At 72.2% G+C, this 24,972-nt stretch carries 20 protein-coding genes and 1 riboswitch; of the genes, 8 read left to right on the top strand and 12 right to left on the bottom strand.

The genetic code is table 11. From position 1 onward, the window contains the following. The first annotated feature begins 135 nt into the window (after positions 1-135). A riboswitch (cyclic di-AMP (ydaO/yuaA leader) is annotated at positions 136-308 on the top strand. An 8-nt stretch (positions 309-316) separates the two neighbouring features. Together ACFWPQ_RS03405 and ACFWPQ_RS03400 are read left to right on the top strand one after the other, a co-directional pair. Continuing rightward, positions 317-1,474: an NlpC/P60 family protein gene (locus ACFWPQ_RS03405; RefSeq protein ID WP_384029468.1), complete on the top strand. Its 1,158-nt coding sequence runs from the start codon at positions 317-319 to the stop codon at positions 1,472-1,474. A 276-nt stretch (positions 1,475-1,750) separates the two neighbouring features. Continuing rightward, entirely contained in the window at positions 1,751-2,737 is a 987-nt protein-coding gene (locus tag ACFWPQ_RS03400) for a tellurite resistance/C4-dicarboxylate transporter family protein (RefSeq protein WP_384029466.1), read from the top strand. Positions 2,738-2,776: 39 nt separating this feature from the next. Here ACFWPQ_RS03400 and ACFWPQ_RS03395 read toward each other — a convergent pair whose 3' ends face one another. Then, positions 2,777-3,130, bottom strand: a complete 354-nt coding sequence (locus ACFWPQ_RS03395; protein WP_217555043.1) for a hypothetical protein — start codon at positions 3,128-3,130, stop codon at positions 2,777-2,779. A gap of 457 nt (positions 3,131-3,587) precedes the next feature. Between ACFWPQ_RS03395 and ACFWPQ_RS03390 the strand changes: the two genes are divergently transcribed. Then, positions 3,588-4,646 carry an NlpC/P60 family protein gene (locus ACFWPQ_RS03390; protein WP_384029464.1) on the top strand — a complete coding sequence of 353 codons (1,059 nt, stop codon included), beginning with the start codon at positions 3,588-3,590 and terminating at the stop codon, positions 4,644-4,646. A 50-nt stretch (positions 4,647-4,696) separates the two neighbouring features. On the opposite strand, the gene ACFWPQ_RS03385 is transcribed toward ACFWPQ_RS03390, so the two are convergent. Together ACFWPQ_RS03385 and ACFWPQ_RS03380 are read right to left on the bottom strand one after the other, a co-directional pair. Further along, positions 4,697-5,434, bottom strand: coding sequence for a LuxR C-terminal-related transcriptional regulator (locus ACFWPQ_RS03385; protein WP_384029462.1), 738 nt, complete (start codon positions 5,432-5,434; stop codon positions 4,697-4,699). Further along, the gene (locus tag ACFWPQ_RS03380) at positions 5,431-6,723 is read right to left on the bottom strand and encodes a PspC domain-containing protein (RefSeq protein ID WP_384029460.1); all 1,293 of its coding nucleotides are present in this window, start codon (positions 6,721-6,723) and stop codon (positions 5,431-5,433) included. The genes ACFWPQ_RS03385 and ACFWPQ_RS03380 overlap by 4 nt, the downstream gene beginning before the upstream one ends. A 316-nt stretch (positions 6,724-7,039) precedes the next feature. Between ACFWPQ_RS03380 and ACFWPQ_RS03375 the strand changes: the two genes are divergently transcribed. After that, positions 7,040-8,476, top strand: coding sequence for a PspC domain-containing protein (locus tag ACFWPQ_RS03375; protein WP_384029458.1), 1,437 nt, complete (start codon positions 7,040-7,042; stop codon positions 8,474-8,476). Next, complete coding sequence (locus ACFWPQ_RS03370) at positions 8,463-8,702, top strand: hypothetical protein (protein ID WP_384029456.1); 240 nt, start codon at positions 8,463-8,465, stop codon at positions 8,700-8,702. Before ACFWPQ_RS03375 ends, ACFWPQ_RS03370 begins: the two co-directional genes overlap by 14 nt. On the opposite strand, the gene ACFWPQ_RS03365 is transcribed toward ACFWPQ_RS03370, so the two are convergent. Further along, a complete protein-coding gene (locus ACFWPQ_RS03365; RefSeq protein ID WP_361283107.1) occupies positions 8,688-9,227 on the bottom strand; it encodes a DoxX family protein in 540 nt (179 codons plus the stop codon). The genes ACFWPQ_RS03370 and ACFWPQ_RS03365 overlap by 15 nt on opposite strands. Positions 9,228-9,369: 142 nt before the next feature. Beyond that, on the bottom strand, positions 9,370-10,647 hold the full coding sequence (locus tag ACFWPQ_RS03360) for a hypothetical protein (protein ID WP_384029454.1): 1,278 nt from the start codon (positions 10,645-10,647) through the stop codon (positions 9,370-9,372). A 188-nt stretch (positions 10,648-10,835) separates the two neighbouring features. Here ACFWPQ_RS03360 and ACFWPQ_RS03355 point away from each other — a divergent pair, with 188 nt between their 5' ends. Then, entirely contained in the window at positions 10,836-11,729 is an 894-nt protein-coding gene (locus tag ACFWPQ_RS03355; RefSeq protein WP_384029452.1) for a DUF4429 domain-containing protein, read from the top strand. Between the two features lie 168 nt (positions 11,730-11,897). Here the strand turns inward: ACFWPQ_RS03355 and ACFWPQ_RS03350 are convergent, their stop codons facing one another. Both ACFWPQ_RS03350 and guaA read right to left on the bottom strand, forming a co-directional pair. Next, on the bottom strand, positions 11,898-12,692 hold the full coding sequence (locus ACFWPQ_RS03350) for a class II aldolase/adducin family protein (protein ID WP_384029450.1): 795 nt from the start codon (positions 12,690-12,692) through the stop codon (positions 11,898-11,900). A 244-nt stretch (positions 12,693-12,936) separates the two neighbouring features. Next, complete coding sequence (guaA, locus tag ACFWPQ_RS03345) at positions 12,937-14,517, bottom strand: glutamine-hydrolyzing GMP synthase (RefSeq protein WP_384029449.1); 1,581 nt, start codon at positions 14,515-14,517, stop codon at positions 12,937-12,939. A gap of 481 nt (positions 14,518-14,998) precedes the next feature. On the opposite strand from guaA, the gene ACFWPQ_RS03340 reads away from it, so the two are divergent. Beyond that, positions 14,999-15,280, top strand: a complete 282-nt coding sequence (locus ACFWPQ_RS03340; RefSeq protein WP_384029447.1) for a chorismate mutase — start codon at positions 14,999-15,001, stop codon at positions 15,278-15,280. Positions 15,281-15,924: 644 nt separating this feature from the next. Here ACFWPQ_RS03340 and ACFWPQ_RS03335 read toward each other — a convergent pair. Then, a complete protein-coding gene (locus ACFWPQ_RS03335; RefSeq protein WP_384029445.1) occupies positions 15,925-17,067 on the bottom strand; it encodes a hypothetical protein in 1,143 nt (380 codons plus the stop codon). A gap of 238 nt (positions 17,068-17,305) precedes the next feature. On the opposite strand from ACFWPQ_RS03335, the gene ACFWPQ_RS03330 reads away from it, so the two are divergent. Continuing rightward, positions 17,306-18,340 carry an LAETG motif-containing sortase-dependent surface protein gene (locus ACFWPQ_RS03330; protein ID WP_384029443.1) on the top strand — a complete coding sequence of 345 codons (1,035 nt, stop codon included), beginning with the start codon at positions 17,306-17,308 and terminating at the stop codon, positions 18,338-18,340. Between the two features lie 122 nt (positions 18,341-18,462). Here the strand turns inward: ACFWPQ_RS03330 and ACFWPQ_RS03325 are convergent, their stop codons facing one another. The 4 genes from ACFWPQ_RS03325 to ACFWPQ_RS03310 all read right to left on the bottom strand — a co-directional run bounded on the left by ACFWPQ_RS03325 (position 18,463) and on the right by ACFWPQ_RS03310 (position 24,856). Then, on the bottom strand, positions 18,463-20,247 hold the full coding sequence (locus tag ACFWPQ_RS03325; RefSeq protein ID WP_384029441.1) for a GMC family oxidoreductase N-terminal domain-containing protein: 1,785 nt from the start codon (positions 20,245-20,247) through the stop codon (positions 18,463-18,465). A gap of 85 nt (positions 20,248-20,332) precedes the next feature. After that, positions 20,333-21,958, bottom strand: a complete 1,626-nt coding sequence (locus ACFWPQ_RS03320; RefSeq protein ID WP_384029439.1) for a succinic semialdehyde dehydrogenase — start codon at positions 21,956-21,958, stop codon at positions 20,333-20,335. Positions 21,959-22,094: 136 nt separating this feature from the next. Continuing rightward, positions 22,095-23,048, bottom strand: a complete 954-nt coding sequence (locus ACFWPQ_RS03315; RefSeq protein ID WP_384029437.1) for a serine/threonine-protein kinase — start codon at positions 23,046-23,048, stop codon at positions 22,095-22,097. A 98-nt stretch (positions 23,049-23,146) separates the two neighbouring features. Next, positions 23,147-24,856 (bottom strand): LamG-like jellyroll fold domain-containing protein, encoded by a 1,710-nt coding sequence (locus ACFWPQ_RS03310; protein WP_384029435.1) that lies wholly within the window; start codon positions 24,854-24,856, stop codon positions 23,147-23,149. Positions 24,857-24,972: the final 116 nt, after the last annotated feature.

The following is a 24,972-nucleotide window of genomic DNA, read 5'->3' as shown; positions in this document are numbered from 1 at the left end:
CGTCTGAACCAGCCTCAACAACAAGGTCACGAAAATGTATCGGGCATATCGCACATCAACCTTCACAGAGGCCACACGAGTTGGTTAGCGTGCCAGGCAGGCCGTACGACCTCCACCGGCGAACATCGCCGGGCCGCACGGCCTCCGCCGAGTCCGGGGCGCCGCCGCGCATCCGGAGCCGGGGACCCACACCGATCCCGGGGTGAATCGGTCCCGACTCCCCTCCGGGGAGCGGACCGTAGGGCAACCCTTCCGAACCACCCGCCCGAACCCGACAGCTAACTCGGTAGGCGGAACATGGAAGGAGTCGCCTCCGTTGGCGTCGCACCGCAAGTCCCGGCCGTCAGGAATACGCGCGGCGGGCATACGCACCCCCGCGCTGGCCACCGCAGCCCTCACCTCCGTGGCCCTGCTCTCCCAGACGGCCGAGGCCGCACCCCCCGAGGACGGCAAGCCGAGCGTGGAGGAGGTCGAGAAGAAGGTCGACGCCCTCTACCGGCAGGCGGAGTCGGCGACCGAGAAGTACAACGCGGCCAAGGAACGCACCGGCAAGCAACGCAAGCAGGTCGACACCCTGCTCGACGACGTCGCCGAGCGCACGGACCGGCTGAACAAGGCGCGTGAGGAGCTGGGTTCGTTCGCCGCGGCCCAGTACCGGACCGGAACAAGCGTTTCCGACACGGCGACCTTCCTGCTCGCGGACAGCCCCCAGGACTACTTCGAGCAGGACCAGCTGATGAGCCGCCTGACCTCGCGTCAGAAGGACGCGGTCGACGACTACGTCACCCAGCAGTCCGCGACCATGAAGAAGCGCCAGGAGGCCGCCAAGAGCCTCGAGACGCTCACCGAGACGCAGGACGACCTCAAGACCGCCAAGACCACCGTCCAGACGAAGCTGGCCTCCGCGCGGGAGCTGCTGTCGCAGCTGACGGCCGCGGAGAAGGCCCGGCTGGCGGCGCTCGAGAAGCAGCAGGAGGAAGCGGCGGCCCGCAAGGCGGCGGAGCTGGCGAAGCAGCAGGCCGCGGCCGCCGACCAGGAGACGTCGTCGTCCTCGACGTCCTCGTCGTCCTCTACGTCGAGCGGCTCGTCCTCCGGCTCCGGCTCCTCCACCTACGCCACGAAGGCCGCCAAGGCGATCGCCTTCGCCCGCGCACAGATCGGCAAGCCGTACGTGTGGGGCGCCACCGGTCCCGGCTCCTACGACTGCTCCGGGCTCTCCCAGGCCGCCTGGAAGGCCGCGGGCGTCTCCCTGCCGCGCACCACCTACGACCAGGTGAACGCCGGCACCACCGTCTCCCTCGCCGACGCCCGACCCGGCGACCTGGTCTTCTTCTACGACGACGTCAGCCATGTCGGCATCTACATCGGCGACGGCATGATGATCCACGCCCCCAAGCCCGGCGCTTACGTCCGGGAGGAGTCGATCTACTACGGCGGCGAGTCGATCATCCACAGCGTGGTACGCCCGGCCTGACCCGATGGGGCGCCCACCACACCTCGGGCGCCCCCCGGCACTCCCGCGCACCTGATCGCACCTCGACGCGATCCGAGCACCGCCTCGCGCATCCGCCTCGCGCGCCCCCGGCCGCTTCCACGCATCCGCTCGCGCCCCCCTTCCCGGCGCCCCCCCTGCCGGTGCCCCCCTGCTGGCGTCTCTTCCCAGCGCCGCTTCCCGCCGCCGCGGGGTTTTCGGGCCGCACGCGCGCGTGGCCCGTTCGTGCCGTGGTCGGCCGTCCCTAGCATCAGCGGCATGTCCGGTATTTCCCCCCTCCCCGCCTGGTGGGCGTGGCGTCCGCCCGCGGCCGGGGCCGCTGTGATGGCCACCGGCATCATGTCGGTGGGGCTGCACCTGGCGGGGGCGGAGACCGTGTCCCGGGTGGCGCTCGGGCTGGCCTGCGCGATGTGGGTGGCGCTGGCCGCGGACTTCGTCGTACGGCTGGCGCTCGATCGCCGGCACTGGGCGGCGGAGGCGCGGACGCCTGGCGCGCTCACCGCCGTGGCGGCGACGACGGTGCTGGGGACGGAGTTCTCGGCGCTCGGGTGGCAGCCCCTCGCCGAGGCCCTGCTGGCGCTGTCGGCGGTGCTGTGGCCGCCGCTGCTGGTCCTCGTCGTGCGGCACTGGAAGCCGAGGATGCCCGGCGCGGTGTTCCTGGCCTGTGTGGCCACGCAGGGCCTGGCCGTACTGGGAGCGACGCTGGCGGCGGCCGTGACGACGGCGTGGCTCGCCCACCTCTCGCTGGTCCTCTTCTGGCTGGGGCTGGCGATGTACGGGCTCGCCGTACCGCGGTTCGAGTGGCGGCAGATCGCCGAGGGGCCCGGTGACCAGTGGGTGGCGTGCGGTGGGCTCGCGATCTCGGCGCTGGCCGGGGCGAGGCTGCTGGCCGCCGACAGCGCGCGGCTGTACCTGTGGAACGACGACGACCGCGGTGTCCTGCGTGTGGTGACGGTGGCGCTGCTGGTCCTCGACGTGGCCTGGTACGTCGTCCTGCTGGCCGCGGAGGTGGCATGGCCCCGGCCGCGTTACGACGTGCGCCGCTGGGCGACGGTGTTCCCGATGGGGATGACGGCGACGGCGACGCTCTCAGTGGCGGCCGCCGTCGGCGAGCCGTGGCTGAAGTGGCCGGGGCGGGTCCTGGTGTGGGTCACGGTGGCGGCCTGGCTGGCGGTGGCGGCCGGCGCGGCGGTGGCGGCCGGCGCGGCGGCGACGGCCCGTGCCGGCCTCAGGAAGACCGGCTGAGGACCATGGGGATCACGCGGGCCACGGGGATCACGGGGATCACGTCCACAGGACGGCGATGAAGATGTTCGCCACCGTGAGCAGGCCCACCAGCCCGAAGGCGCCCTTCTCCACCTTCTCGTCGTCCCGTTTCACGTAGACGAGGCCGAGGATCACGATCAGCAGCGCGAGCTTCACGCCGATCTTGACGGTGTTGACGTGGTGGTCGTCGGCCTCGTTGAGGCCGACCAGGATCACGCCGGTCGCGAGCATGGTGAACGCGCCGTGCAGCATCCCGGGGACGAACCGGGCCGTGCCCTGGCCCATCGCCTTCATCTGGGTGAGGAAGCCGCCGAGGAGCGCGGCGATGCCGATGATGTGCAGGCCGACGAAGAGATGGATGAGTACGTCCATGGTCCCGGAGCCTAATCAGGGCCCTACGGGGCACCGGGCACCGGCCCCTCCCTCCGCGCCCGCCGCGCCGCATATATGCACCCCATAGCACTCCGTGTCCCCCGCCAGCCCCGGAACCGCCGCTTCGGTCATCCCGCCCCGAGAAGCCGACGGCTCCGGACCGGAATCCCGGTCACATACCGTCGGGCAACGATCCGGTCACGCCAATTCCGCGCATCGCGTTACCGAGCCGACACACGCGGGCCTAGCGTCCTCCCCCAGGTGACCGACTCCCCACCGCCGCCCAGGCCAGGGGCGGCAGTCGGACACCACCGCCGAGAAGGTCCGGCGGCGGTCCACTCCCCCTGTGCGGGCCGCCGCCGGACGCGCAATCCGCACACCCCCGCGGCCGTACAGGCGCTCCCCAGGCGTTCACACGGACAGGACGGCAGTCGTACGAAAGGACGGGACAGTCCAGGTGGCAGCGCACCGCAAGCCCCGACAGCGCTCGCTCAGCGGCAACACGGCCCGCACGGCCGTCACCCTCGCCCTGGCGGGCGCGGCCACCGCGACGGCTTTCGAAGGGACCGGAAACGCCGAGCCGCAACTGACACCGGCGCAGGTGAAGGCCAAGGTGGACCAGCTGTACCAGGAGGCCGAGGCGGCCACCCAGAAGTACGACGGAGCCAAGGACAAGGCCGATACGGCCGAGCGGCGGCTGAAGTCGCTGCAGGACGAGACCGCCCGCGCGCAGGAGAAGCTCAACTCCGCCCGGGACGCGCTCGGTTCGACAGCGGCCGCGCAGTACCGCGACGGTGGCATCGACCCGGCCTGGCAGCTGGCGCTGTCCAGCGACCCCGACCGGTACCTGGACGACGCGGCGTTCGCCGAACGGGTCGGTGACCGGCAGGCCGGGGCGGTGGCGCGGGTGCGCCGGCAGCTGCGGGAGATCGAGCAGCTGCGCGGCGCGGCGCACGTGGAGCTGACCTCGCTGCGGTCCCGGCAGGCCGAGCTGAAGCGGCACAAGACCGCCGTCAACGGCAAACTCGGCGAGGCCCGGCGGCTGCTGTCACAGCTGTCGCCGGGGCAGCGGGCGGCGGTCATGGCGGGCGACGGCACCGGACGTGCCTCACGCTCGGCGCCGGACGCCCGCGCCCCGCTGGCCGCCGGCAGCGTCGCCGCCACCGACTCCCGCGCCGCGGCCGCCGTCGCGTACGCCTACTCGAAGCTCGGCAGCCCCTATGTCTGGGGCGCGACCGGCCCCGACGCCTTCGACTGCTCGGGCCTCGCCCAGGCCGCCTACCGCTCCGCCGGCGTCTCCATCCCCCGCACCACCTACGCCCAGATCGACGCGGGCCGCCGCGTCTCCCGCTCCGAACTCCAGCCGGGCGACCTGGTGTTCTTCTACTCGGGCATCAGCCACGTCGGCATCTACATCGGCAACGGCCAGATGATCCACGCCCCCAACCCGTCGGCGCCAGTACGGATCGCCCCGATCGACGAGATGCCGTTCGCGGGGGCCACGCGGGTGGTGTGAGCCCCCGGCCGGTCTCCGTGGCCCCGGGGCAGGACCCTCGCGGACCCCCCTCAGACCAGGCGGCGCGCCGTCGCCCAGCGGGTCAGCTCGTGCCGGTTCGACAGCTGCAGCTTCCGCAGGACCGCCGACACATGGGACTCGACCGTCTTGACGGAGATGAACAGCTGCTTGGCGATCTCCTTGTAGGCGTAGCCCCGCGCGATGAGGCGCAGGACCTCGCGCTCGCGCTGGGTGAGGCGGTCGAGGTCCTCGTCGACCGGCGGAGCGTCGGTGGACGCGAAGGCGTCCAGGACGAACCCCGCGAGCCGTGGCGAGAAGACGGCGTCGCCCTCCTGGACCCGGAAGATCGAGTCGACCAGGTCGGTGCCGGTGATCGTCTTGGTGACGTAGCCGCGGGCTCCGCCCCGGATCACGCCGATCACGTCCTCGGCCGCGTCCGACACGGACAGCGCGAGGAAGCGCACCGGCTGCTCGGCGTCCGCCATCAACGGGGCGCACCGGCGCAGCACTTCGACCCCGCCGCCGCCCGGCAGGTGCACGTCCAGGAGGACCACCTCGGGCCGGGTCGCGGTGATCACCGAGACGGCCTGGTCGACGTCGGCGGCCTCGCCGACCACCTCGACGCCGGTCTGCTCGGTCTGGCCGATCTCGGCCTGGACGCCCGTACGGAACATCCGGTGGTCGTCGACGAGGACCACCCGCACCCGACGCCCGGCCTTGTCCGCGCCTTCCGCCGGACCGTTCGCCGGGCCGTTCGCCGGGCCGTTCGTCTCGGTCGCGTCGCTCATGACGTCTTCTCCGCCCTCTCCATCTCCAGCTCGACCTCCGTGCCGCCGCCCGGCACGGACCGCAGCCGTGCGGTGCCGCCGTGGCGCTCCATGCGGCCGATGACCGATTCTCTGACACCCATGCGGTCGGCGGGTATCGAGCCGAGGTCGAAGCCGGGACCACGGTCGCGGACGGACACGAAGACCGTCCTGCCCTCGACTTCGGCGTAGACCTGGACGGCGCCGCCCTCGCCACCGTACTTGGCCGCGTTGACCATCGCCTCGCGCGCGGCCTGCATCTGTGCGCCCGTCCCCTCGTCGAGCGGGCAGTCCCCGACCACCACGACCTCGATGGGGACGCCGTGCTTGTCCTCCACCTCCGCCGCGTTGCGCCGGACCGCGTCGGCGAGGGTGGCGGGCTCGTCGGCCTCGTCCTTGCCGGTGCCCTCGGGTTTGTAGAGCCAGGTGCGCAGGTCGCGCTCCTGGGCACGGGCGAGGCGGCGCACCTCGCCCGCGTTCTCCGCGTTGCGCTGGATCAGGGTGAGCGTGTGCAGCACGGAGTCGTGGACATGGGCGGCGACCTCGGCGCGCTCCTGGGCGCGGATGCGCATCAGCCGCTCCTCGGAGAGGTCCTGGGTCATCCGCACGAGATACGGACCGGCGAGCAGCGTGATGCCAACGAGTACGGCGAGAGCCGCCTGGAGCACCGCGCCGATGTGCGCGGCGGAGCCCTGCATGACGAAGACGCCCGAGACGCCCGCGGTGACGAGCAGGACGCCGACGCCCGCGCGCAGCAGGGTGAGCGTGCGGCGCCGACTGCCGACCTCGACCCAGCGGGCCCGGCGGGCGTTGTCCGCCTGGCGCCAGACCAGGGCGACACCTGCGGCGACCAGGACCGCGGGAAGGAGGTAGGCCTTGGCGCCGCCGGTCAGGTTGACGCTGCCCACGAACACCATGGACACGACGACCATGAGGAGAAGGGCGACGATCTGGCCCCGGTCCGGTTTCCGGGCGACGAGTCTGCGGCGGCCGTCCGCCGAGGTCTCGGTGGCGACCAGGGACGGCGGCTTCTGGCCGCCCACCCCGCCGACGCCGAGGGGTACGAAGAACCAGAACGCGGCGTACAGCAGCGCGCCGAGGCCGTTGGCCATGAACAGGCCGACGAAGGCGAGCCGCACCCAGACCACGGGCAGGCCGAGGTGCCCGGCGAGGCCCCGCGCCACTCCGCCGAGCCAGCGGCCGTCGCTGCTGCGGTAGAGCTTGCGCGGCGGCCGCGGGTCGTCGAGGGGCACTGCTGCGGCTTCCGGCATGCCATCGATGTTCACACGCCCGCCGTTGCGGAGCATCAGGGTCGGCCCCCGAGACTCCCCTGATCTTCGGACTTTCCCGCGTCGGCTCCCGCGCCGACTCCCCGCTCGACTGCCGGTTCTCCAGCAGGTTCGTCTGCCGGTTCGTCTGGCGGTTCGTCTGCCGGTTCGCCTGCTGGTCCTCCCGCGGCGTGGGCCCGGATCTCCGTCACCCCGGCGCCGTTCGAACGCTTCCCGGCCCGGCCTCGGGGCCGATTTCAGGGTTCGGCCAGGGTCATCCCGGCTGCCGTTGCGGCGGCGCGGCCGTCACCATTGACTCATGACTGATCACGAGCACGCCGCGACGGGTCCGGGACCCGGCCCCGGCCCGCGCCCCGCAGCGGGCACCGGGCCGTCGGATGCCGCGCCCGCCGCGACGGAGACGGCCGCGACGGGCGCCGGCGCCACCGGCGCCGGTGCCGGTGCCGGTGCGGAAGCCGTCGACGCGGCCTCCCCGCGGTTCCGGCGCGACCGCCGGCACAAGATGATCGCGGGCGTGTGCGCGGGTCTCGGACGTCACACCGACCTGGACCCGGTGATCTTCCGCATCACCCTGGCCGTGCTGGCCGCGACCGGTGGCATCGGCCTCCTCTTCTACGGCTTCGCCTGGCTCTTCGTGCCGTACGAGGACGACGAGGAGAACGAGGTCCGCAAGCTGCTGACCGGCCGGGTCGACGGGCAGGCCCTGGCGGCCGTGCTGTTCGCGCTGATCGGCTGCGGAGTGCTGCTGACCATGATCCGGAACGGCCAGGTGCTGGCGTTCGCCGTCGTCCTCTCCCTGCTGCTGGCCGGTGCCGGGTACTGGTCGCGGCGGCGCGGCGCCCCCGACCCCGACCCGCTGTCCGCCCAGGCCGTCGCCGACGCCCCGCCGGAGGCCCAGGCACCGCCGATCCAGATCTCGTACCCCTCGTGGTGGCGCGACCCGATCGTCAAGGACGGCACGCATGTCGGAGGCACCGGCTATCTGTGGGGCCCCACCGACGCCCGCGGCCGGGACGCCCCGGGACTCGACCTCCGGCTCAGCACCCCCTGGGTCCACGGCCAGGACACCCGCGCCCGGCAGAGCCCGCCCCCGAAACCGCGCGGACCGCGCTGGATCGGCGGCTGGATCTTCCTGTTCGCCCTGGTCGCCGGCGGCCTGGGCACCGGCCTGACGTGGGACACGCACCCGCTGGGCACCAGCCTCCAGACCGGTCTGGCCTGCGCGCTGATCGTGTTCGGACTGGGGACGGCGCTCAGCTCGTTCCTCGGACGCACGGGGGCCGGCTCGCTGTTCCTGGCGCTGCTCACGGCGGCCCTGCTGGCGGCCGCGACGGCCCTGCCGTCCGACATCAGCACCCACTGGACGCGGATGTCCTGGACCCCGGCCACGGCGGCGGAGGTGTCGTCGGCGTACGACCTCGGGACGGGTGTGGCCACGCTGGACCTGACGCACATACGCATCGCCAAGGGGCAGACGGTGTCGACATCGGCCGAGGTGGGCGCGGGCCGGCTGAAGATCGTCGTGCCGGCGGACGCGACCGTGCGGATGAGCATCGACGTGGGGGTGGGCGACATCCAGCTGCCCGGTGACGACAAGGAGGACGTGGACGTGGAGCCGGGCAAGCACAAGGACGTGACGCTGCCGCCGGCGAGCGGTGCGAAGAACGCGGGGACGCTCGACCTGGATCTCCAGGTCGGCGCGGGACAGGTGGAGGTGACCCGTGCTGCGGCATGAGTTCCAGCCCGGACGGCTGGTCGTAGGTGTCTTCCTGACGGCGGCGGGGGTCGCCTACGCCGGTGACGCGGGCGGCTGGTGGGACACCGAGTGGTTCGCGGTCATCCCGGTGATGGTGGCCGGCCTCTTCCTGGCAGGGGTGACCGCGGGCCTGACCCGGGCGATACGCAGGCGCCGCGGTACACCGGAGAGCCGCCAGGAGCCGAGCCGGCTAGAGACCCAGTGAGGCCCGTGCGGAACGGTGTCGGCGCCGGGCCCGGAGCATCGCGTCCAGGGAGAGGTAGGGGGCGCCGGCGAGGACCAGGGGCAGCCAGGCCATCAGGTAGGCGAGGTCGTTGCCGTAGTAGTACGGGGAGTTGGCCCAGCTGATGGTCAGCCAGAGGCTGAGCGAGATCAGCGCGCCGCCGAGCGCGGCCAGGCGGGCCAGCAGTCCGAAGAGGGTGCCGAGGCCCACGGCCAGCTCGCCGATGGCGATCGCGGTGCCGAAGCCGACGGGGTTCTTCAGGGCCAGGTCGATCAGGGCCGGGATCGCGGCGGAGTCGCGGACGGCTCGCATGGTGTCGCCGATGGACCCGGACCCGCCGGATTTGAGGAAGGCGCTGTCGGTCAGCTTGTCCAGGCCGGCGTAGATGAAGGTGACGCCCAGGAAGATCCGCAAGGGAAGGAGGGCGTATCGGGTGGCGGTGTCCCGCAGTCCGCGGTCGCCGTCGAGATACGGGGTGTGCGTGTCCGAACGAATGCCGTGAGTCATCGCCAGTAGCCGCCTCTCGCCGCTGTACCCAGGCCCCTCAACAGACCATACGTACGACAACCGGGGCCCGCTCAACCCTCAGCCGGACGTTTTTCCGAATTTCGGCCGGACACGGCCACCCGGGAGGGTGGAGAAACCCCCTTCACTCGGTCACTTCGACCACGCACCGGTTGGTCGCCACTCCGGCCGCCGTCACCACCTGGACCTCGACCCAGCCGGGCTCCACGTCGGCGGGGACCGGGACGGTGAGGACGTGGTCCGTGGGATTGCTGAAGCCGCCGCTCACGGGGACCAGGGGGACGTGGACGTTGACGGCGCCGATGCGGACGACCATGCGGGAGAGACGGTCGGCGCTCTGGGCGCCGGGCGGGACGAAGCCGGTGCCGCGGATCTCGATGTCGTCGCCGGTGCGGATCGGGGCGTCCAGGTCACCGGCCTCGCGGGCCCGGACGACGGAGAGGATCACCGGGCGGCCGCCCTCGGCGTACTTGCCGGCCAGGTAGGTCGCGGCGGAGATCAGGACCACCGTCGCGAGGCCCCAGGGCAGGTCGGGGAGCTGGTCGGGGCGGCGGGCGAGCCGTACGGCGGCGAAGAGCAGGGCGACGGCGCTGATGACGACGAACTGGATGTCGGCGAAGGTGCCGCGGCCGGCGTCGTCGGTGAGGAGGTCGGAGGCGCGGGGGCGGTGGGCGCGCACCTTCTGCAGGCGCTGCCCGACGATGCGCAGGCCGACCACCCGGCGCACCAGGACGGCGATGCCGCAGACCACGGCGAGGACGGTCACCGCACCGGCGCCGCGGGCGAGGTCGAGCCCGGAGATGAGGGCGTCGCGTTCGGCGGGAGAGGCGGCGGCGGCCAGGCGGCCGGCCAGGACGAGGACGGCGTACGCGACGAACAGGACCCAGGAGGCGGCGACGGTGCGGGAGGTGGACATGCGGTTGTCCTCGCCGATGACGGGGGCGAGCACCCCGCCGCGCGAGCGGTGGAACCAGGAGGCGGCGGTGAGGGCGAGGGCCACGACCAGGGCGGCGAGCAGTCCGGCGGTGCGGGCGCTGGTCCAGCCCGCGCCGATGGCGGTGAGGGACTGGGTGAGGAGCATGATCACGACGATCGCCCAGACGGTGCACGTGGTGCGCAGCCAGAGGCGGGCCAGCCAGGCCTCGCCCTCGGCGCGGCTGCGTTCGGCGACCGCCTCCGCGGACTGGGTGAGTTCCTCGGAGACCCACTGGCGGGAGGCGGAGGCCGAATGGGCCACCGCCGCGGGCAGCCCCTGCCCGGCCGCGAACTCGTCGCGTTTGAGGAGGAATTCGGCGACCGCCCGCCGGTGCCCCTCGCGTGCACCGTGCGGACAGTCCCCGCACGCGCAGCCGCCCCCGTGGACACCCGAACCGGCGCCCTGCCTCGCCTCCTGCACCGCCACGCCCGACGCCTGCCTTCCCCACGCCCGGGGCACGCCGCGCAGGGCCCTCCCCGGGGCTCGACGACGCCGTGCAACTCCCTTGTGTCGAGAGCGAATTGTGCCCTACGCCACGCCGTTCGCGAGCAGCAGGTTGGTCACGACGAGTGAAGGTACGGCAGACGTGTTGACCCGGCTGCGAGAATTTCCCCATGGCCGAGATCATCCAGCGGGACGGGACCTGGGCCTTCGACGGCAGCACGGTCCGGATCACGCCGGGTCGCCACCGCTCCGTGCCGCTGTTCCGGCAGATCTACGGGGAGATCTCGGTCCCCCTGGAGGCGGTGTCGGGGGTGGTGTACGAGCCGAAGCGCAAACGGGGGCGGCTGCGGATGCGGCTGCGCGAGGGGGCCGACCCGTTGTTGCAGGCGACGGGCGGGCGGCTGCCGGAGGCGGCGGATCCGTACCGGCTGACGGTGGACGGGGACCGGGCCGGGGTGGCCGAGTACGTCGTGGCGGAGATCCGGCAGTCGCTGCTGCTGGACCAGGTCCCGAAGGAGCCGACGAAGACGTATCTGCTGCCGGGGCCGCCGGTGCCGGTGTCGGTGCGGTCGTCGGACGGCACGGTGTCGTTCGACGGTACGCAGGTGCGCGTCGACTGGGCCGACACCTCCGACCGGGTCAAGCGGGCCACCGGGCCCCGGATCATCGGCGTCGGCGATGTGGTGCAGGTGGAGTGGCTGCCCAACTCCGGCCGCGAGGACGGCTTCCTGCGGTTCGTGACCCGCGAGACGGTGTTCTCGAAGCTGCCGGCCGAGCGCGACCCGTACGCCCTCGACCTGTGGGGCAGTGTCCGCCGCGATCTGCTGACGGCGCTGGTCGCGGCGGCGGTCACGGCCCGGCTGCCGCATCCGTCGACCCGGCCGGGCACGGAGTACGCCGACCGGGACCGGAACCGGGCCGCGGTGCCCGGGCCGCGCCGGTCGGGCGACCATCACGACGTCCTGCTGCGCAGGCTGCGGGAGCTGGGCGAGCTGCACCGGGACGGGGTGCTCACGGACGAGGAGTTCGCGCGGACGAAGGCGGCCGTGCTGCGGAGCTTCTGAGCAGCGCCCCGAAGGGGCGCGGGGCCGTATCCGATATGCGGCTGCCGCCGCGCTGGCGCGACCAGCCACGACGGCACCGCAGACGGCAGACGGCAGACGGCAGACGGCAGACGGCAGACGGCAGACGAACAGATCGCGGCCCTTCCAGCGGAGCGTCTTGCGGAGCGCCTAGCTGAGCAGGTCCGGTTCGCTGCGGCTGATGTCCTGCCACAGGGGCTGGTAGTTGATCCAGGCCACCAGGTCGCCGCCGAGCTGTTCCCGGGTGGCGACGGCGAGCTTGTGGTCGATGAGCAGCGGGCGGCCGGCCGCCTTCGCGGTCAGCTGGACCTGCGCGGACCGCTCCATGGAGAGGAACCACCAGGCGGCCGCGTCCACCGAGTCGCCGACGGTCAGCAGCCCGTGGTTGCGCAGCACCAGCGCCTTGCGGGAGCCGAGGGCGGCGGCGATGCGGCGGCCCTCCTCGGCGTCGACGGCGACGCCGGTGTAGGAGTCGTAGAGGGCGTGGTCCTCGTAGAAGGCACAGCTCTCCTGGCTGATCGGGTCCAGCAGGTCGCCCAGGGCGGACAGGGCGCGGCCGTGCACGGAGTGGCAGTGGGCGACGGCGACGACGTCCGGGCGGGCCGCGTGCACCTGGGCGTGGACGGTGAAGGCGGCCTGGTTGATGTGGTAGCGGCCCTCGATCACCTGACCGTCCTGGTTGGCGAGGACCAGGTCGCCGACGGTGACGTGCTTGAACGGCATGCCGAACGGGTTGACCCAGAAGCAGTTCGAGTATTCGGGGTCGCGGGCGGTGATGTGTCCCGACACCCCGTCCTCCAGTCCGGCCCGGCCGAAGATCCGCAGCGCGCCGGCGAGCCGCTCCTTGCGATGCCGGCGCTCGTCGTCGAGCGAGTCGTACATCGGCGGCATCGCGAACTGGAGCTGGTCGGTGGGCAGTGGAAGGGGCGGGGTCGGCCCGTGCATAGGTCCTCCAGCACTGGGTTTGTGTTACGGCCGGAAGTTACCGCCGGTCAGTGCAGGAAAACAGAGCTGTTCTGTAAAGATGACGCGCGCGAGCAGATCTCGACAGAAGTTGTCGGGAATCGGCGGCACAGCGGCTCGTACGGCACACGCCGAAGAGGTGGCGCCGCCGGAGCCGCACCACCTCTTCTTCAGCTACTTCTTCCGCACCGAGTTCCGCACCGAGCGCGATCGGGCGCGCCCGGTCCTACTCCCACTCGATGGTGCCCGGCGGCTTCGAGGTGACGTCGAGGACGACCCGGTTGACGTCCCGGACCTCGTTGGTGATCCGGGTGGAGATCTTCGCGAGGACCTCGTAGGGCAGGCGGGACCAGTCGGCCGTCATGGCGTCCTCGGAGGAGACCGGGCGCAGGACGATCGGGTGGCCGTAGGTGCGGCCGTCGCCCTGGACGCCGACGCTTCGGACGTCCGCGAGCAGGACCACCGGGCACTGCCAGATGTCACGGTCGAGGCCGGCCGCGGTCAGCTCCTCGCGGGCGATCGCGTCGGCCTCACGGAGCAGGTCGAGGCGGTCCTTGGTGACCTCGCCGACGATCCGGATGCCGAGACCCGGACCCGGGAACGGCTGGCGCTGGACGATCTCCTCCGGCAGGCCGAGCTCCTGGCCGACCATCCGGACCTCGTCCTTGAACAGCTTGCGCAGCGGCTCGATCAGCTTGAACTCGAGGTCCTCCGGCAGGCCGCCGACGTTGTGGTGCGACTTGATGTTCGCGGTGCCGGTGCCGCCGCCGGACTCCACGACGTCGGGGTAGAGGGTGCCCTGGACCAGGAACTCCACGGCCGGGCCGGCGTCGGCGATGATCTCGGCCTGGGCCTGCTCGAAGACCCGGATGAACTCGCGGCCGATGATCTTCCGCTTCTGCTCCGGGTCGGAGACCCCGGCGAGCGCGTCGAGGAAGCGGGCTTCCGCGTCCACGACCCTCAGCTGGACGCCGGTCGCGGCGACGAAGTCCTTCTCGACCTGCTCGGTCTCGCCCTTGCGCATCAGGCCGTGGTCGACGTAGACGCAGGTCAGCTGGGAGCCGATGGCCTTCTGGACGAGGGCGGCGGCCACGGCGGAATCGACGCCGCCGGACAGACCGCAGATCGCGCGCCTGTCGCCGACCAGCTCGCGGATCGCCGCCACCTGCTCGTCGATCACGTTGCCGGTGGTCCAGGTCGGCTTCAGGCCCGCGCCCCGGTAGAGGAAGTGCTCCAGGACCTGCTGGCCGTGCGTGGAGTGCATCACCTCGGGGTGGTGCTGGACGCCGTAGAGCTTCTTCTCGTCGTTCTCGAAGGCGGCGACCGGGACGACGTCCGTGGACGCGGTGACGGTGAAGCCCTCGGGGGCGGCGGAGCAGGCGTCGCCGTGCGACATCCACACGTGCTGTTCGGCGGGGGTGCCCTCGAACAGGGTGGAGGAGCTCTTGGAGACGTGCAGGTCGGTACGGCCGTACTCGCGGGCGCCGGTGTTGTCGACGGTGCCGCCGAGGACCTGTGCCATCAGCTGGAAGCCGTAGCACATGCCGAAGACGGGGACGCCGGCCTCGAAGAGCTCGCGGTCCAGGCGGGGGGCGCCCTCCTCGTACACGGACGAGGGGCCGCCGGAGAGGATGATCGCCGCCGGGTTCTTGGCGAGCATCTCGGCGACCGGCATGGTGCTGGGCACGATCTCGCTGTAGACCCGGGCCTCGCGGACGCGGCGGGCGATGAGCTGGGCGTACTGCGCGCCGAAGTCGACGACCAGGACGGTGTCGGGAGCGGCGGCAGCGGGAGTCGCTGATGACACGGGGTGCCTTCCGGCGGTCGGGCGGGGGTCTGTGCCTCCGATTCTAACGGGGCGCGGTGGTTCACCTCCCGCCTCTGGGGGCTCCGCCCCCACACCCCCAGGTCCTTTGCCCACCCACCACCCGACTCGGCACACCAGAAAGTGACCGCCCCGCCCGACCCGGCAGGCCGAGAAGTAACCGGCCCACCCGACCCGGCAGGCCGAGGAGTGACCGCCCCGCCCGGCCCGGCAGGTCGGGAAGCGGTCGCCCGCCCGGCCCGGTCCGCCCGCCCGGTTCTGTGGCATACTCGCCCCCATGCTCACCCAAACGACCTTCCTCTTTACCTATGGCAACCGGCCCACCGGCTGCCATGGTCGTGCTGCTTGAGCTACTGACAAGCGACTTCCCCAGGCGCCCCGGGCCGACAAGGTCCGGGGCGCCTGGTGTTTCTCCGGATCCTGTCGGTTCGGGGCACCGCCCGCCTTCCGACGAGGAGCCCCCATGAACGCGATCGACGTGACCGGTGCCCGTACCCCCGAGGCCGCCGAGGTGATCAGTGGTGCGCGGGAGCGCATCGACGCGCTCGACGACCGGATCATCGGTCTGATCCAGGAACGGATGGCCGTCTCCGCCGTTGTCCAGGAGGCACGGATCACCTCCGGCGGCCGCCGGGTGAACCTCTCCCGGGAGATGGAGATCCTCGGCCACTACAGCACGGCGCTCGGCAAGCCCGGCACCACCCTCGCCATGACGCTCCTGGAGCTGTGCCGGGGTCGCATCTGAGTCGGGCGGATCTGCGTTCGGGGTCTTCTCACCCGTACGGCGCGTGACCGGCCCGCGAACCGCTTCGTTGGTGGGGTGTCCGTGTCAGCCAGGGGCGGGCCCGAAGGAACCACGCGTGGCTTCACTGGGGCGATGAGGCGTACGGAACGTGCCGTGCGCCGTGGGACCTCGCTCCAGTCAAGTGACCGGACGGCAGGGGACAGCAGCCCGGTCACCCAAGAGACGGCCGGCTCCGGGGACGCCCGGGGCCGACCGGCGGAAAATTGCAAAAATGCATAAGGGCTGGGTCAAACGGTTGCGGAGGCCGGGTACATCCAGCACGATGCGTAGAAGGCCCGCAAGGGACTTCGGAGTTCCCAAGTCCCAGTTCAGGCAACGGAATTGCCGTGTGCCAACCGTCCGCCAATGGTCGAGACCTGCCGTACGCCCCGTGTGCGCCGGGGCGCCGACCCGGGGCTCGGGCGGTGGCGCAGGGCGCGGAAACCAGCGGCGCAACCCCCCGGCGCCGCTTCCAGGCACCGACGCTGCCCTGACGTCGGTGCTGACGAAAGAAGGGCCCCGCGGCTCCGTCCCGCGGGGCCCTTCGCCTGTCCGGAAGCAAAAGCCGCCAGAGCACACACAAAGCCGCACAAAGCCTCACACAGCTAGGTACGGCTCACCGTGCCGCAGGCCTCCTCCTTGCCGATGTCGCGGCTGCGGTCGTACGGGTCGACGGACGGGCCGGTCGGGGCGGCGCCGGCGGTCGGGGCCTGGGACGGGAACTGCGGGTGCAGATAGCCGTCGTTGATGTCGCAGGCCGAGTTGCCGGCGTCCTCGTCGTAGCGGAGCAGGGTCAGCCGGCCGGGGGTGACCTGGTACCGCGTGGGGTCGGGGAGTTCGGCGTCGATCACGCGGCGCACGATCGTGCGGGTGACCTCGGTGGAGCCGCCGGCGCGGACGACCGGGTAGACGAAGGTGTAGTCGGCGTGCACGGCCACGCCCTGGTACTTGCCCTTCGCGAAGGTGATGCGGCCGCGTACCTTGACGATCTTCCCGGCCTGCTTCACGTCCTTCGGGTCGAAACGGCTGAAGAGGAAGAGCGGGTCGTGGGTCTTGCTGGGGCTGCGCAGCGAGGCCTTGAGGCCGTCGAGGACGTCGGGCTGCTTGGGGTCGAGCACCGAGAGGGCCGCCTCGGGGTTGCCGCCGGCGATGACGTCGGGGTTCAGGTTGGCGTCCACCAGCAGCTTCCTGGTCTGCTGGAGGGCCAGTTCGACGCGGTCCTTAGGGATCGCGCCGAGCGCGGTGGCCTTCGGCAGCACGATGCCGGCCGCGCCGTCGGCCCAGCGCAGCGCCGGGGAACCGGCGAACGGATGGGCGAGCGTGGGGGTGTCGGGGGCGGCCGCGGAGGGCGGGGCGGTCGGGGTGGTGGTCTCGGCGGGCAGGGGCGTGGTGGCGGTGTCCGTGCCGGCGGACGAGCCGAAGGGGTCGCCCGGGATCAGGGAGGGCCGCATCGCGACGACGGCCACGGCGATCGCCAGCGGAACGCCGATGAGCGCCCATGCCCTGCGGCGGCGGGTGGCCCGCCCGTTCATCTCCTGCCAGGCAGGCCCGGTCCGCCACCCCTCGGGCTCCCCCTTCCGCCCCTTGAGCCGCTCGGTCACCTCGCGGGCCCGTGCGGAGGGCTCCTTGGGGGCGGACTTGCGGATGTCCCGTTCGGTGTCCTGGAGGAACTGCTCCCACACCTCGTCGGATATGGAGGAGGACGACGGCTCGTCCCCCGACGATTCTTCGGACCGTCTGTCAGACATGACACTCTCTCGCTCGGCCGTTCGACGGGGGCGAGAATAACCTTGGAATCGACTGTGTTCATGCCATGCCCGGCGATTGGCATGAAGAGGCGACAGTCTTGAGGCCGCTTGAGATCAAGTGACCCACATCACATATGAATTCGGTGAATGTGGAGGCAACCATTCACATGACTTGCCGGTCACATCAGCGGAACCAGCGGTGACATCCATCCACCGCAGCTGATGTACGGGGGTCCTCATGAAGCTTCGCCGGGTCATGGCCGCGGCGGCCGTCACGGCCGTGATCGCACCGGTTGCCCTGCTGTCCGCGCCGGCCGCGTTCGCGGACGAGTCGCCGTCGGCGTCGGAGACGTCGGAGAGCGCACCGAGCGAGATACCGAGCGACACGGCCTCGGCCTCGCCGTCCGACTCCGCCGCACCGAGTGACAGCGCATCCGCGTCCGAGTCCGCGTCCGCGTCGGCGTCCGCCTCGCCCAGCGACGGCGCGAGCGCCAGTGCGTCGGCGTCGGCGTCCTCCTCCGCCGAGCCGTCCGAGTCGGCCGAGCCCAGCGAGGACCCGTCCGACCCGGACGTGCCGTACTGCGAGGACCTCGACGAGGACTTCGGCGACGCCAAGGTGTCCGCCGACATCAAGGGCCTGCCCGGCAAGATCGTCGCGGGCGACGGCTTCCACGGCTTCGAGCTGGTCGTGACGAACGAGTCCAAGACGGACGTCGAGGGCGTCGCCTTCTACGCCGAGATCGAGAACTACGAGCTCGACGAGTCGAAGTACCTCAGCCCGTACGTCGACCTGGAGTTCAAGAACCCCGACACCGGCTCCTGGGACCGGATCGGCAGCGACGACTGGGCCGGCGACTACTTCTTCTACGTGCCGAAGCTGAAGTCCGGCGCAAGCAAGTCGGTCGACCTGCGGGTCTCCATCGACGCCAAGGCGCCCGCCGGTGACGCCTACTCCTTCGGCTCCGGCGCCTACCTCGACAAGGTCGACGGCCAGGACTGCATCGCCGAGGGCTGGGCCCAGTACGACTTCACGGTCCTCAAGGCCGGCTCGTCCAACCCGGACCCGGGTACGGCCACGCCGAGCGACGACGGCGGCAAGGACTCCGTGAAGAAGCCGCAGGGCGACATCTCCGACCTGCCGACCGGCAACCTCGCCGACACGGGCTCCAGCTCGGCGCTCCCGGTCATCGGCCTGGTCGGCGGCGCCGCCGTCGTGGTCGGCGCCGGCGCGGTGGTCCTGGTACGGCGGCGGAAGGCCGGCGCCGGCTCATAGGCAAGGTCGCGCGAACCGTCGTCAGGCGGCGGCCGCGCACCGATCGAAGAGGGACCTGGGCTCGGAGGGGGGCACAGGTCCCTTTTCGGTGTCCGGCTGCTTTGTCGCCCCGGTTCTCGCGCCTAGGCGTTCTTCTTCGGCGGTACGGCCGGAATGCCGAGGAACGGCAGCCGCAGCGCGCCGAAGGCCTCGGCCGGGACCGCCGGACGGAGCGGCTCGACCGGGCGGAGCCGCTCGTACGGCTCGCCCTGCCGCGGCCGCGGGTCCGCCTCGCCCTTGTTGGGCCAGTACGACATCGCGCGCTCGGCCTGCGCCGTGATCGTGAGGGACGGGTTCACACCCAGGTTCGCGGAGACGGCGGCGCCGTCCACGACCGAGATGCCCGGGTGGCCGTAGAGCCGGTGGTACGGGTCGATGACCCCGGTCTCGCGGGAGTCGCCGATGGGGCAGCCGCCGAGGAAGTGGGCGGTGAGCGGGGTGCCCATCAGCTCGCCCACGTTGCTGCCGGCGAAGCCGTTGATCTCCTCGGCGAGCACGGTGGCCGCCTCCGAGGCGGCCTTGATCTGCTTGGGGTTGGGGGCGCCGTGACCCTGCCGGGCGGTGAGCAGGCCCTTGCCGACGCCGTCCGGTTTCAGGTACGTCGTCAGGGAGTTGTCCAGCGACTGCATCACCAGACCGATGATGGTCCGCTCCGACCAGCGCCGGTTGGAGAGCGAGCGCAGCACCAGGAGGGGGTGGCGGGCCGCGTTCGCCAGCCAGCCGAGGACGCGGGAGGAGCCCTCCGCGTACGGGACCTGCAGGATCGACAGGCCGCCCATCGCGTTCGAGCCCTTGCCGTAGCGGACCGGCTCGATGTGGGTGTTCTCGTCCGGGTGGACCGAGGACGTGATCGCGACGCCCCGCGTGAAGTCGGCCTTGGGCGTGCCGTGCGCCTTGCGGTAGCGGCGGTTGTCGGTCTGCGCGCCGACCAGGGCCTCGGAGTTGGTGCGGGTGAGGTCTCCCAGGCGGTCTGAGAGGTACGGCAGCTGACCGCCGGCCTTCATACGGTGCAGGAGGGTCTGGGTGCCGTAGGTGCCGGCGGCGATGACGACCCGGCGGGCCTTGAGGACCCGGCCCCCGGCCTTCTTCCGGTCGTCCGTGGGCAGGGTCGCGACGGCGTAGCCGCCCTGCGAGTCGTCGGTGACGGAGACGACCGTCGTCATCGGGTGCACCACCGCGCCCGCCTGCTCGGCGAGGTGGAGGTAGTTCTCGTTGAGGGTGTTCTTCGCGCCGTGCCGGCAGCCGGTCATGCACTCGCCGCACTCGGTGCAGGCGTTGCGGGCGGGGCCCGCGCCGCCGAAGTAGGGGTCGGCGACCTGGTCCCCGGGGGCCGCCTTCGCCTCGCCGTCGGCGTCCTTGCCGTCGCCGAAGAAGACGCCGACCGGGGCGAGGTGGAAGGTGTCGCCGACGCCCATGCGCTGCGCCGCCGCCTTCAGGTGGACGTCGGACGGGGTCATCGTCGGGTTGAGCCGTACGCCGAGCATGCGCTGCGCCTGGTCGTAGTACGGCTTCAGCTCGTCCTGCCAGTCCGTGATGTCACGCCACTGGGGGTCGTCGAAGAAGGGTTTCGGCGGGACGTACAGGGTGTTGGCGTAGTTGAGCGAGCCGCCGCCGACGCCCGCGCCGGCCAGCACCATGACGTTGCCGAGGAGATGGATGCGCTGGATGCCGTAGCAGCCGAGCTTGGGGGCCCAGAGGTAGTTCTTGATGTCCCAGGAGTTCTTGGGGAGGGATGCGCGGGTGAAGCGGCGGCCGGCTTCCAGGACGCCTACGGTGTAGCCCTTTTCTGTGAGGCGCAGGGCGGTTACGGAGCCGCCGAAGCCGGAGCCGACGACCAGGACGTCGTAGTCATAGGTGTCCTGAGACAACGTGCCATCTCCCCTTTGAGTGTGCACTGCGGGTGCTCGGTGGCTGGTCGCGCAGTTCCCCGCGCCCCCAAGAAAAGCGGGTCGTTTACCTGAGCCTCAGTGCCTTCATCACGCGGAGGCTCGTGCTCATGAAGGCGGCGTACTTCTCGTCGTCCATCCCGAGCGAGGGGGCCATCGGCAACAGGCGCTGCTGGGCGACCGTCTGCGCCTCCGTGTACTTGAGGATGCCCTCCGAGCCGTGCCGGCGGCCCAGGCCCGAGTCCTTCATGCCGCCCATCGGGGACTGGACGCTGCCGTAGGCGGGGGCGTAGCCCTCGTTGACGTTCACGGTGCCGGTGCGCAGGCGGGCGGCGACCGCTCGGCCCCGGCTGCCGTTCTTCGTCCAGACCGAGGAATTGAGGCCGTACGGCGTGCCGTTGGCGTGCTCGACGGCCTCGTCCTCGGTCTTGAAACGGTAGATGGAGACGACCGGGCCGAAGGTCTCCTCCGTGCAGACGGCCATCGCGTCCTCGACGCCGTCGAGGATGGTGGGCTCGTAGAAGTAGGGGCCGATGTCCGGGCGGGCGGTGCCGCCGGCGACGACGGTCGCGCCCTTCTCCACCGCCTCGTCGACGTGCCGGGTGACGGTCTCCAGCTGCCGTTCCCCGACCAGGGACCCCATGTCGGCGCCGTAGGCGAGGGACCTGCCGAGGCGCATGGCCTTGGTGCGGGCGGCGAAGCGCTCGACGAAGGCGTCGGCGACCGACTCGTGGACGTACAGCCGCTCGATGGAGATGCAGAGCTGGCCGGCCGAGGAGAAGCAGGCGCGGACCGCGCCGGCCGCCGCCTTCTCGATGTCGGCGTCGTCCAGGACCAGCATGGCGTTCTTGCCGCCGAGTTCGAGGGAGACGCCGACCAGGCGGGCCGCCGCGCCCTGGGCGACCTCGCGCCCGGTGCGGGTGGAGCCGGTGAAGGAGACGTAGTCGGCGTGCCGGACGACCTCGGGGCCGACGACCGGGCCCTCGCCGAGGACGACCTGGAAGACGTCGGCGGGCAGCCCCGCCTCGATGAGGAGGTCGCGGGCCCACAGGGCGGTCAGGCAGGTCTCGGTGTCCGGCTTCATGACGACCGCGTTGCCCGCGGCGAAGGCGGGGAGCGCGTCGCCGACGGAGAGTTCCAGGGGGTAGTTCCAGGGGGCGATCTGGCCGACCACGCCCCGCGGGTGGCGCAGTTCGGTGACGCGCGTGAGGGTGGGCATGGCGCCCGCGTGCCGCTTGGGGCGGAGGTAGGCGGGGGCCTTGCGGCCGTAGTGCCGGGCGGCGACCGCGACGGCCTGCACCTCCTCGTGGGCGTGCAGGCGGGCCTTGCCGGTCTCCAGCTGGATGAGGTCGAGGACCTCGGCCTGACGGGCCAGGACCAGGTCGTGGAAGCGGAGCAGGACGGCGGCGCGCTGCCGTACCGGCACCTTCGCCCACACGGCCTGGGCGGCGCGGGCCGCGTCGTAGGCCTTGGCCACGTCCTCGGGGGTGGACTCGGGCAGGTCGGCCAGCTTCTCGCCGGTGAAGGGCGTGTGGTTGGCCGTGCGTCCGGAGCCGACGACGCCCTTGGTGAGCTGGGCGACCAGCTCGGGTGTGACCACGTCGGCGGCGGTTCGAGCCCCTGCGGGGGCGGGGGCGAGCGGGTTCGTGCCGGTGGGGGCCGGTGCGTGGGCCGGGGCCTGCGAGTCCGTCATGAGCCGCAGGGTATTCGGGAGCGGGGCCTTTGGGTACCCGTGGGTAACCCGGTTTCACGGACCGCACACACACCGCCAGTGATCACTGGCAGAGAATGTGCTGATCAGGGGGTTGGACGGGGACGATCAGCGCCGGTCAGCCGCGTTCCGGTTTTTTGGCGAGGAGCAGGCCGAGGGCGGCGAGCGGGGTGAGGCGGCGGGGTTCGGGGGTCGCCGGAACCGGTGGGGCCGGTGCGACCGGTGGCGCCTGGGGGCGGACCGGGGCCGGCGCCGGGGGCTCGGCCACCCACGCCGGAAGTCTCACCCCGGCGGCCTCGGCGAGCACCTCGGCAGCGTCGGCGGCCGTCGGCCGGGCCTCGGGTTCGGGGGCGAGGAGCTGTGCGAGGAGCGGTCCGAGGGGGCCCTCGCCGCCGTCGGTGGCCGGGGCGTCCTCGCCGCCGTCGGTGGCCGGGGCGTCCTCGCCGCCGTCGGTGGCCGCGCGGAGCAGCGCGCCGAGGGACCACAGGTCGGAGGCGGGCCCGGCGCCGCGCCCCTCCTCGCACTCGGGGGCGACGAAGTCGCCGTCGCCACGCCCCTGCTGCCCCGCGCCGATGCCGAAGTCGGTGACGACGACGCGCTCGCCGTCGGCTCCGAGCAGGACGTTGGAGGGCTTGAGGTCACGGTGGACGATGCCGACGCCGTGCGCGGCGTGCAGCGCGCCGAGGACGGCGAGCCCGATGCGGGCGGCCTCGGGAGCGGGCAGCGGCCCTCGGTCGGCGAGGGCCGAGTGCAGCGGCTCCCCCGCCACCAGCTCCATGACGATCCAGGGGAGTTCGTCCTCGACGACCACGTCGTGGATGGCGACGGCGGCCGGGTGGTCGACGCGGGCGGCGGCGCGGGCCTCGTGCAGCAGCCGGTGAGCGGCGCGCTCCCGTTCCGCGCCGTCCGGCTCGCCGGTCAGGCGGGGCTCCTTGACGGCGACGTACCGCCCGTCCTGCTCATCGCGGGCCCGCCACACGGTGCCGCTCGGCCCGGAGCCGATGCGCCCGGCGAGCCGATAGCGCCCACCGATCAGACGTTCCCCGACCGGCTGTTCGCCGTCTTCACTCATGTCACATGAGTACCTTGCGCACCATGCCCTTGTCGAAGCGGCGCGGTCAGAGGAGTGCGGTCCGCGGGCCCCTCCCTGTGGAAGGGGCCCCATGGACCTCAGATGTCGACGCCCCCGAGGGAGAGTTGGGCGAGCTGGGTCGGGGTCAGGACGCCCGCGTAGGTGTGCACCTCGTCGATCGCGCCGGCCAGGTGGTCGGTCCCGCCGTCCGGGGTGAGGGTGCGGCCGACCTGGAGGGCGCCGGTCGGCGTCCAGGTGTTCTCGCCGGCGACGCCCGCCGTGGCGGCGGGGTAGCTCGATCCCACATAGAGCCGGAGTTGGTCGGCCTGCTCGTCGTAGACCACCGCGAGGTACTCGTCGCTCGACACGGCCCAGTCGGCGGGCGCGCTGACCGTCGTGGTCGGCGCGTCGGCACGGTCCTCGTGGGCCACCACGGCCTCCCAGGTCTGCGAGGAGGCGACATAGCGCAGGGTGAACAAGCTGGTGTGGACGCCGGGCTGGGACAGCACGGTCATGTCGTGGTCGGCCGTCGCCGTGTCGACGCGGGCGTGCGCGGTGACCGAGAAGCCGGCGTCGGTCGGGGTGACCGCGGTCGGGGTGCTCGCGTAGTCGCCGTCCCCGTCGAGGAGGAGGTCGCCGGTTCCCCAGAGGGGGTAGGCGGCCGGGGTGCAGTCGGGGTTCCAGGCGCAGTCGTCGCTGTCGGTGTGGATGGCGGCGTCCCCGGCGAGGGTGAGCGGCTCACCGCCCGCGTAGGCGGGGCTGCTGCCGTCCGTGGCGGTCTCCAGGTCCCAGTAGCCGAGGCGCCGGGCCGACCGCTGGGCCGCCGCACCGGCCTCCTTGGCCACGAAGACGCGGTCCCAGACGTTCACGTCGGTGAGCAGCCCGCGCCAGTGCCCGCCGTTCCCGTCGGCGCCGAGCCGCAGGGTCCCCGCGCCACCGGCCGCCTCGACGTTCTCCGCCGTGCCGACCGACGTGCCGTTCACGTACAGCCGCGCGGTGTGCTGTTCGGCGTCGTACACCCCGGCGAGGTGGGCCCACTCGCCCGGCTCGGGGGCGCCGCCGGTGACCCGGGCGGTGCCGCCGTCCCGGGTGGGCACGGTGAAGGACCAGAGCGGGGCGCCGGTGGCGGGGTCGGTCACCGCGGCGAGGGCGAGACCGGAGGAACGGCTGACCGCGGTGGAGCCGCCGGTGAGCGTGTCGGGCCGTACCCACGCGTCCAGGGCGAAGGTGTCACCCGTGTCCACGGCCGAGTCGAGGCTCAGATATCCCTCGTCGGTCCCGTCGAGCGCGGCGGCGGAGGCCGACGGCGTCCCGGACGGGCCGGACGCGTCGAGGGTCACGCCGGTGCCGGCGACCGCGCCCGACGGCTGCTCCGGATCCCAGTGGGTGACCGCCGGCCGCCCCGCCCGGACCTCCACGTTGTAGGTGGTGCGGGCGCTGAGGTGCCCCGCCGTGTCCAGGGCCTGGACCTGCAGATAGGTGACCCCCTCGCGCTCCGGCATCCAGCGCAGCGAGACCGCGCCGCCGGGTTCGGCCGGGACGAGGGTCTTCGTCGCGGTGCCGAGCCAGTTGTAGCGGTACGACACGACGTCGTCCGAGGCCGAGTCGATCACGAAGGTCCCGTAGCGCCCCACGCCGTCGTGCCAGTCGCCGTCGTCCGGGTACTCGGCCGACGAGACGACCGGCGCCTGCGGCACGTCGGCGTCGTCCGCCGCGAGTGCCGCCGGAGCCGGTGCGCCCACCGCCAGTGCCGCGAGGACGCACGGCACCGCGGCCCGCCCGAACACGTACTGTCTCGCCTTGCTCAAGGCCTCTCCCCCATGTCCGTCACAAGTACGGGTCAACTCCGGATCAACTCCGGATCAAGAGGAGGATGGCCTCGACTCGCCTGCCTGGCAACGTATTTGATCCACGGGGGCGCGGT

This window comes from Streptomyces sp. NPDC058464, assembly GCF_042721035.1.
GTDB lineage: Bacteria > Actinomycetota > Actinomycetes > Streptomycetales > Streptomycetaceae > Streptomyces.
Note: the sequence above shows the minus strand (reverse complement) of the source record. Positions and strands in the feature narration are given on the sequence as shown.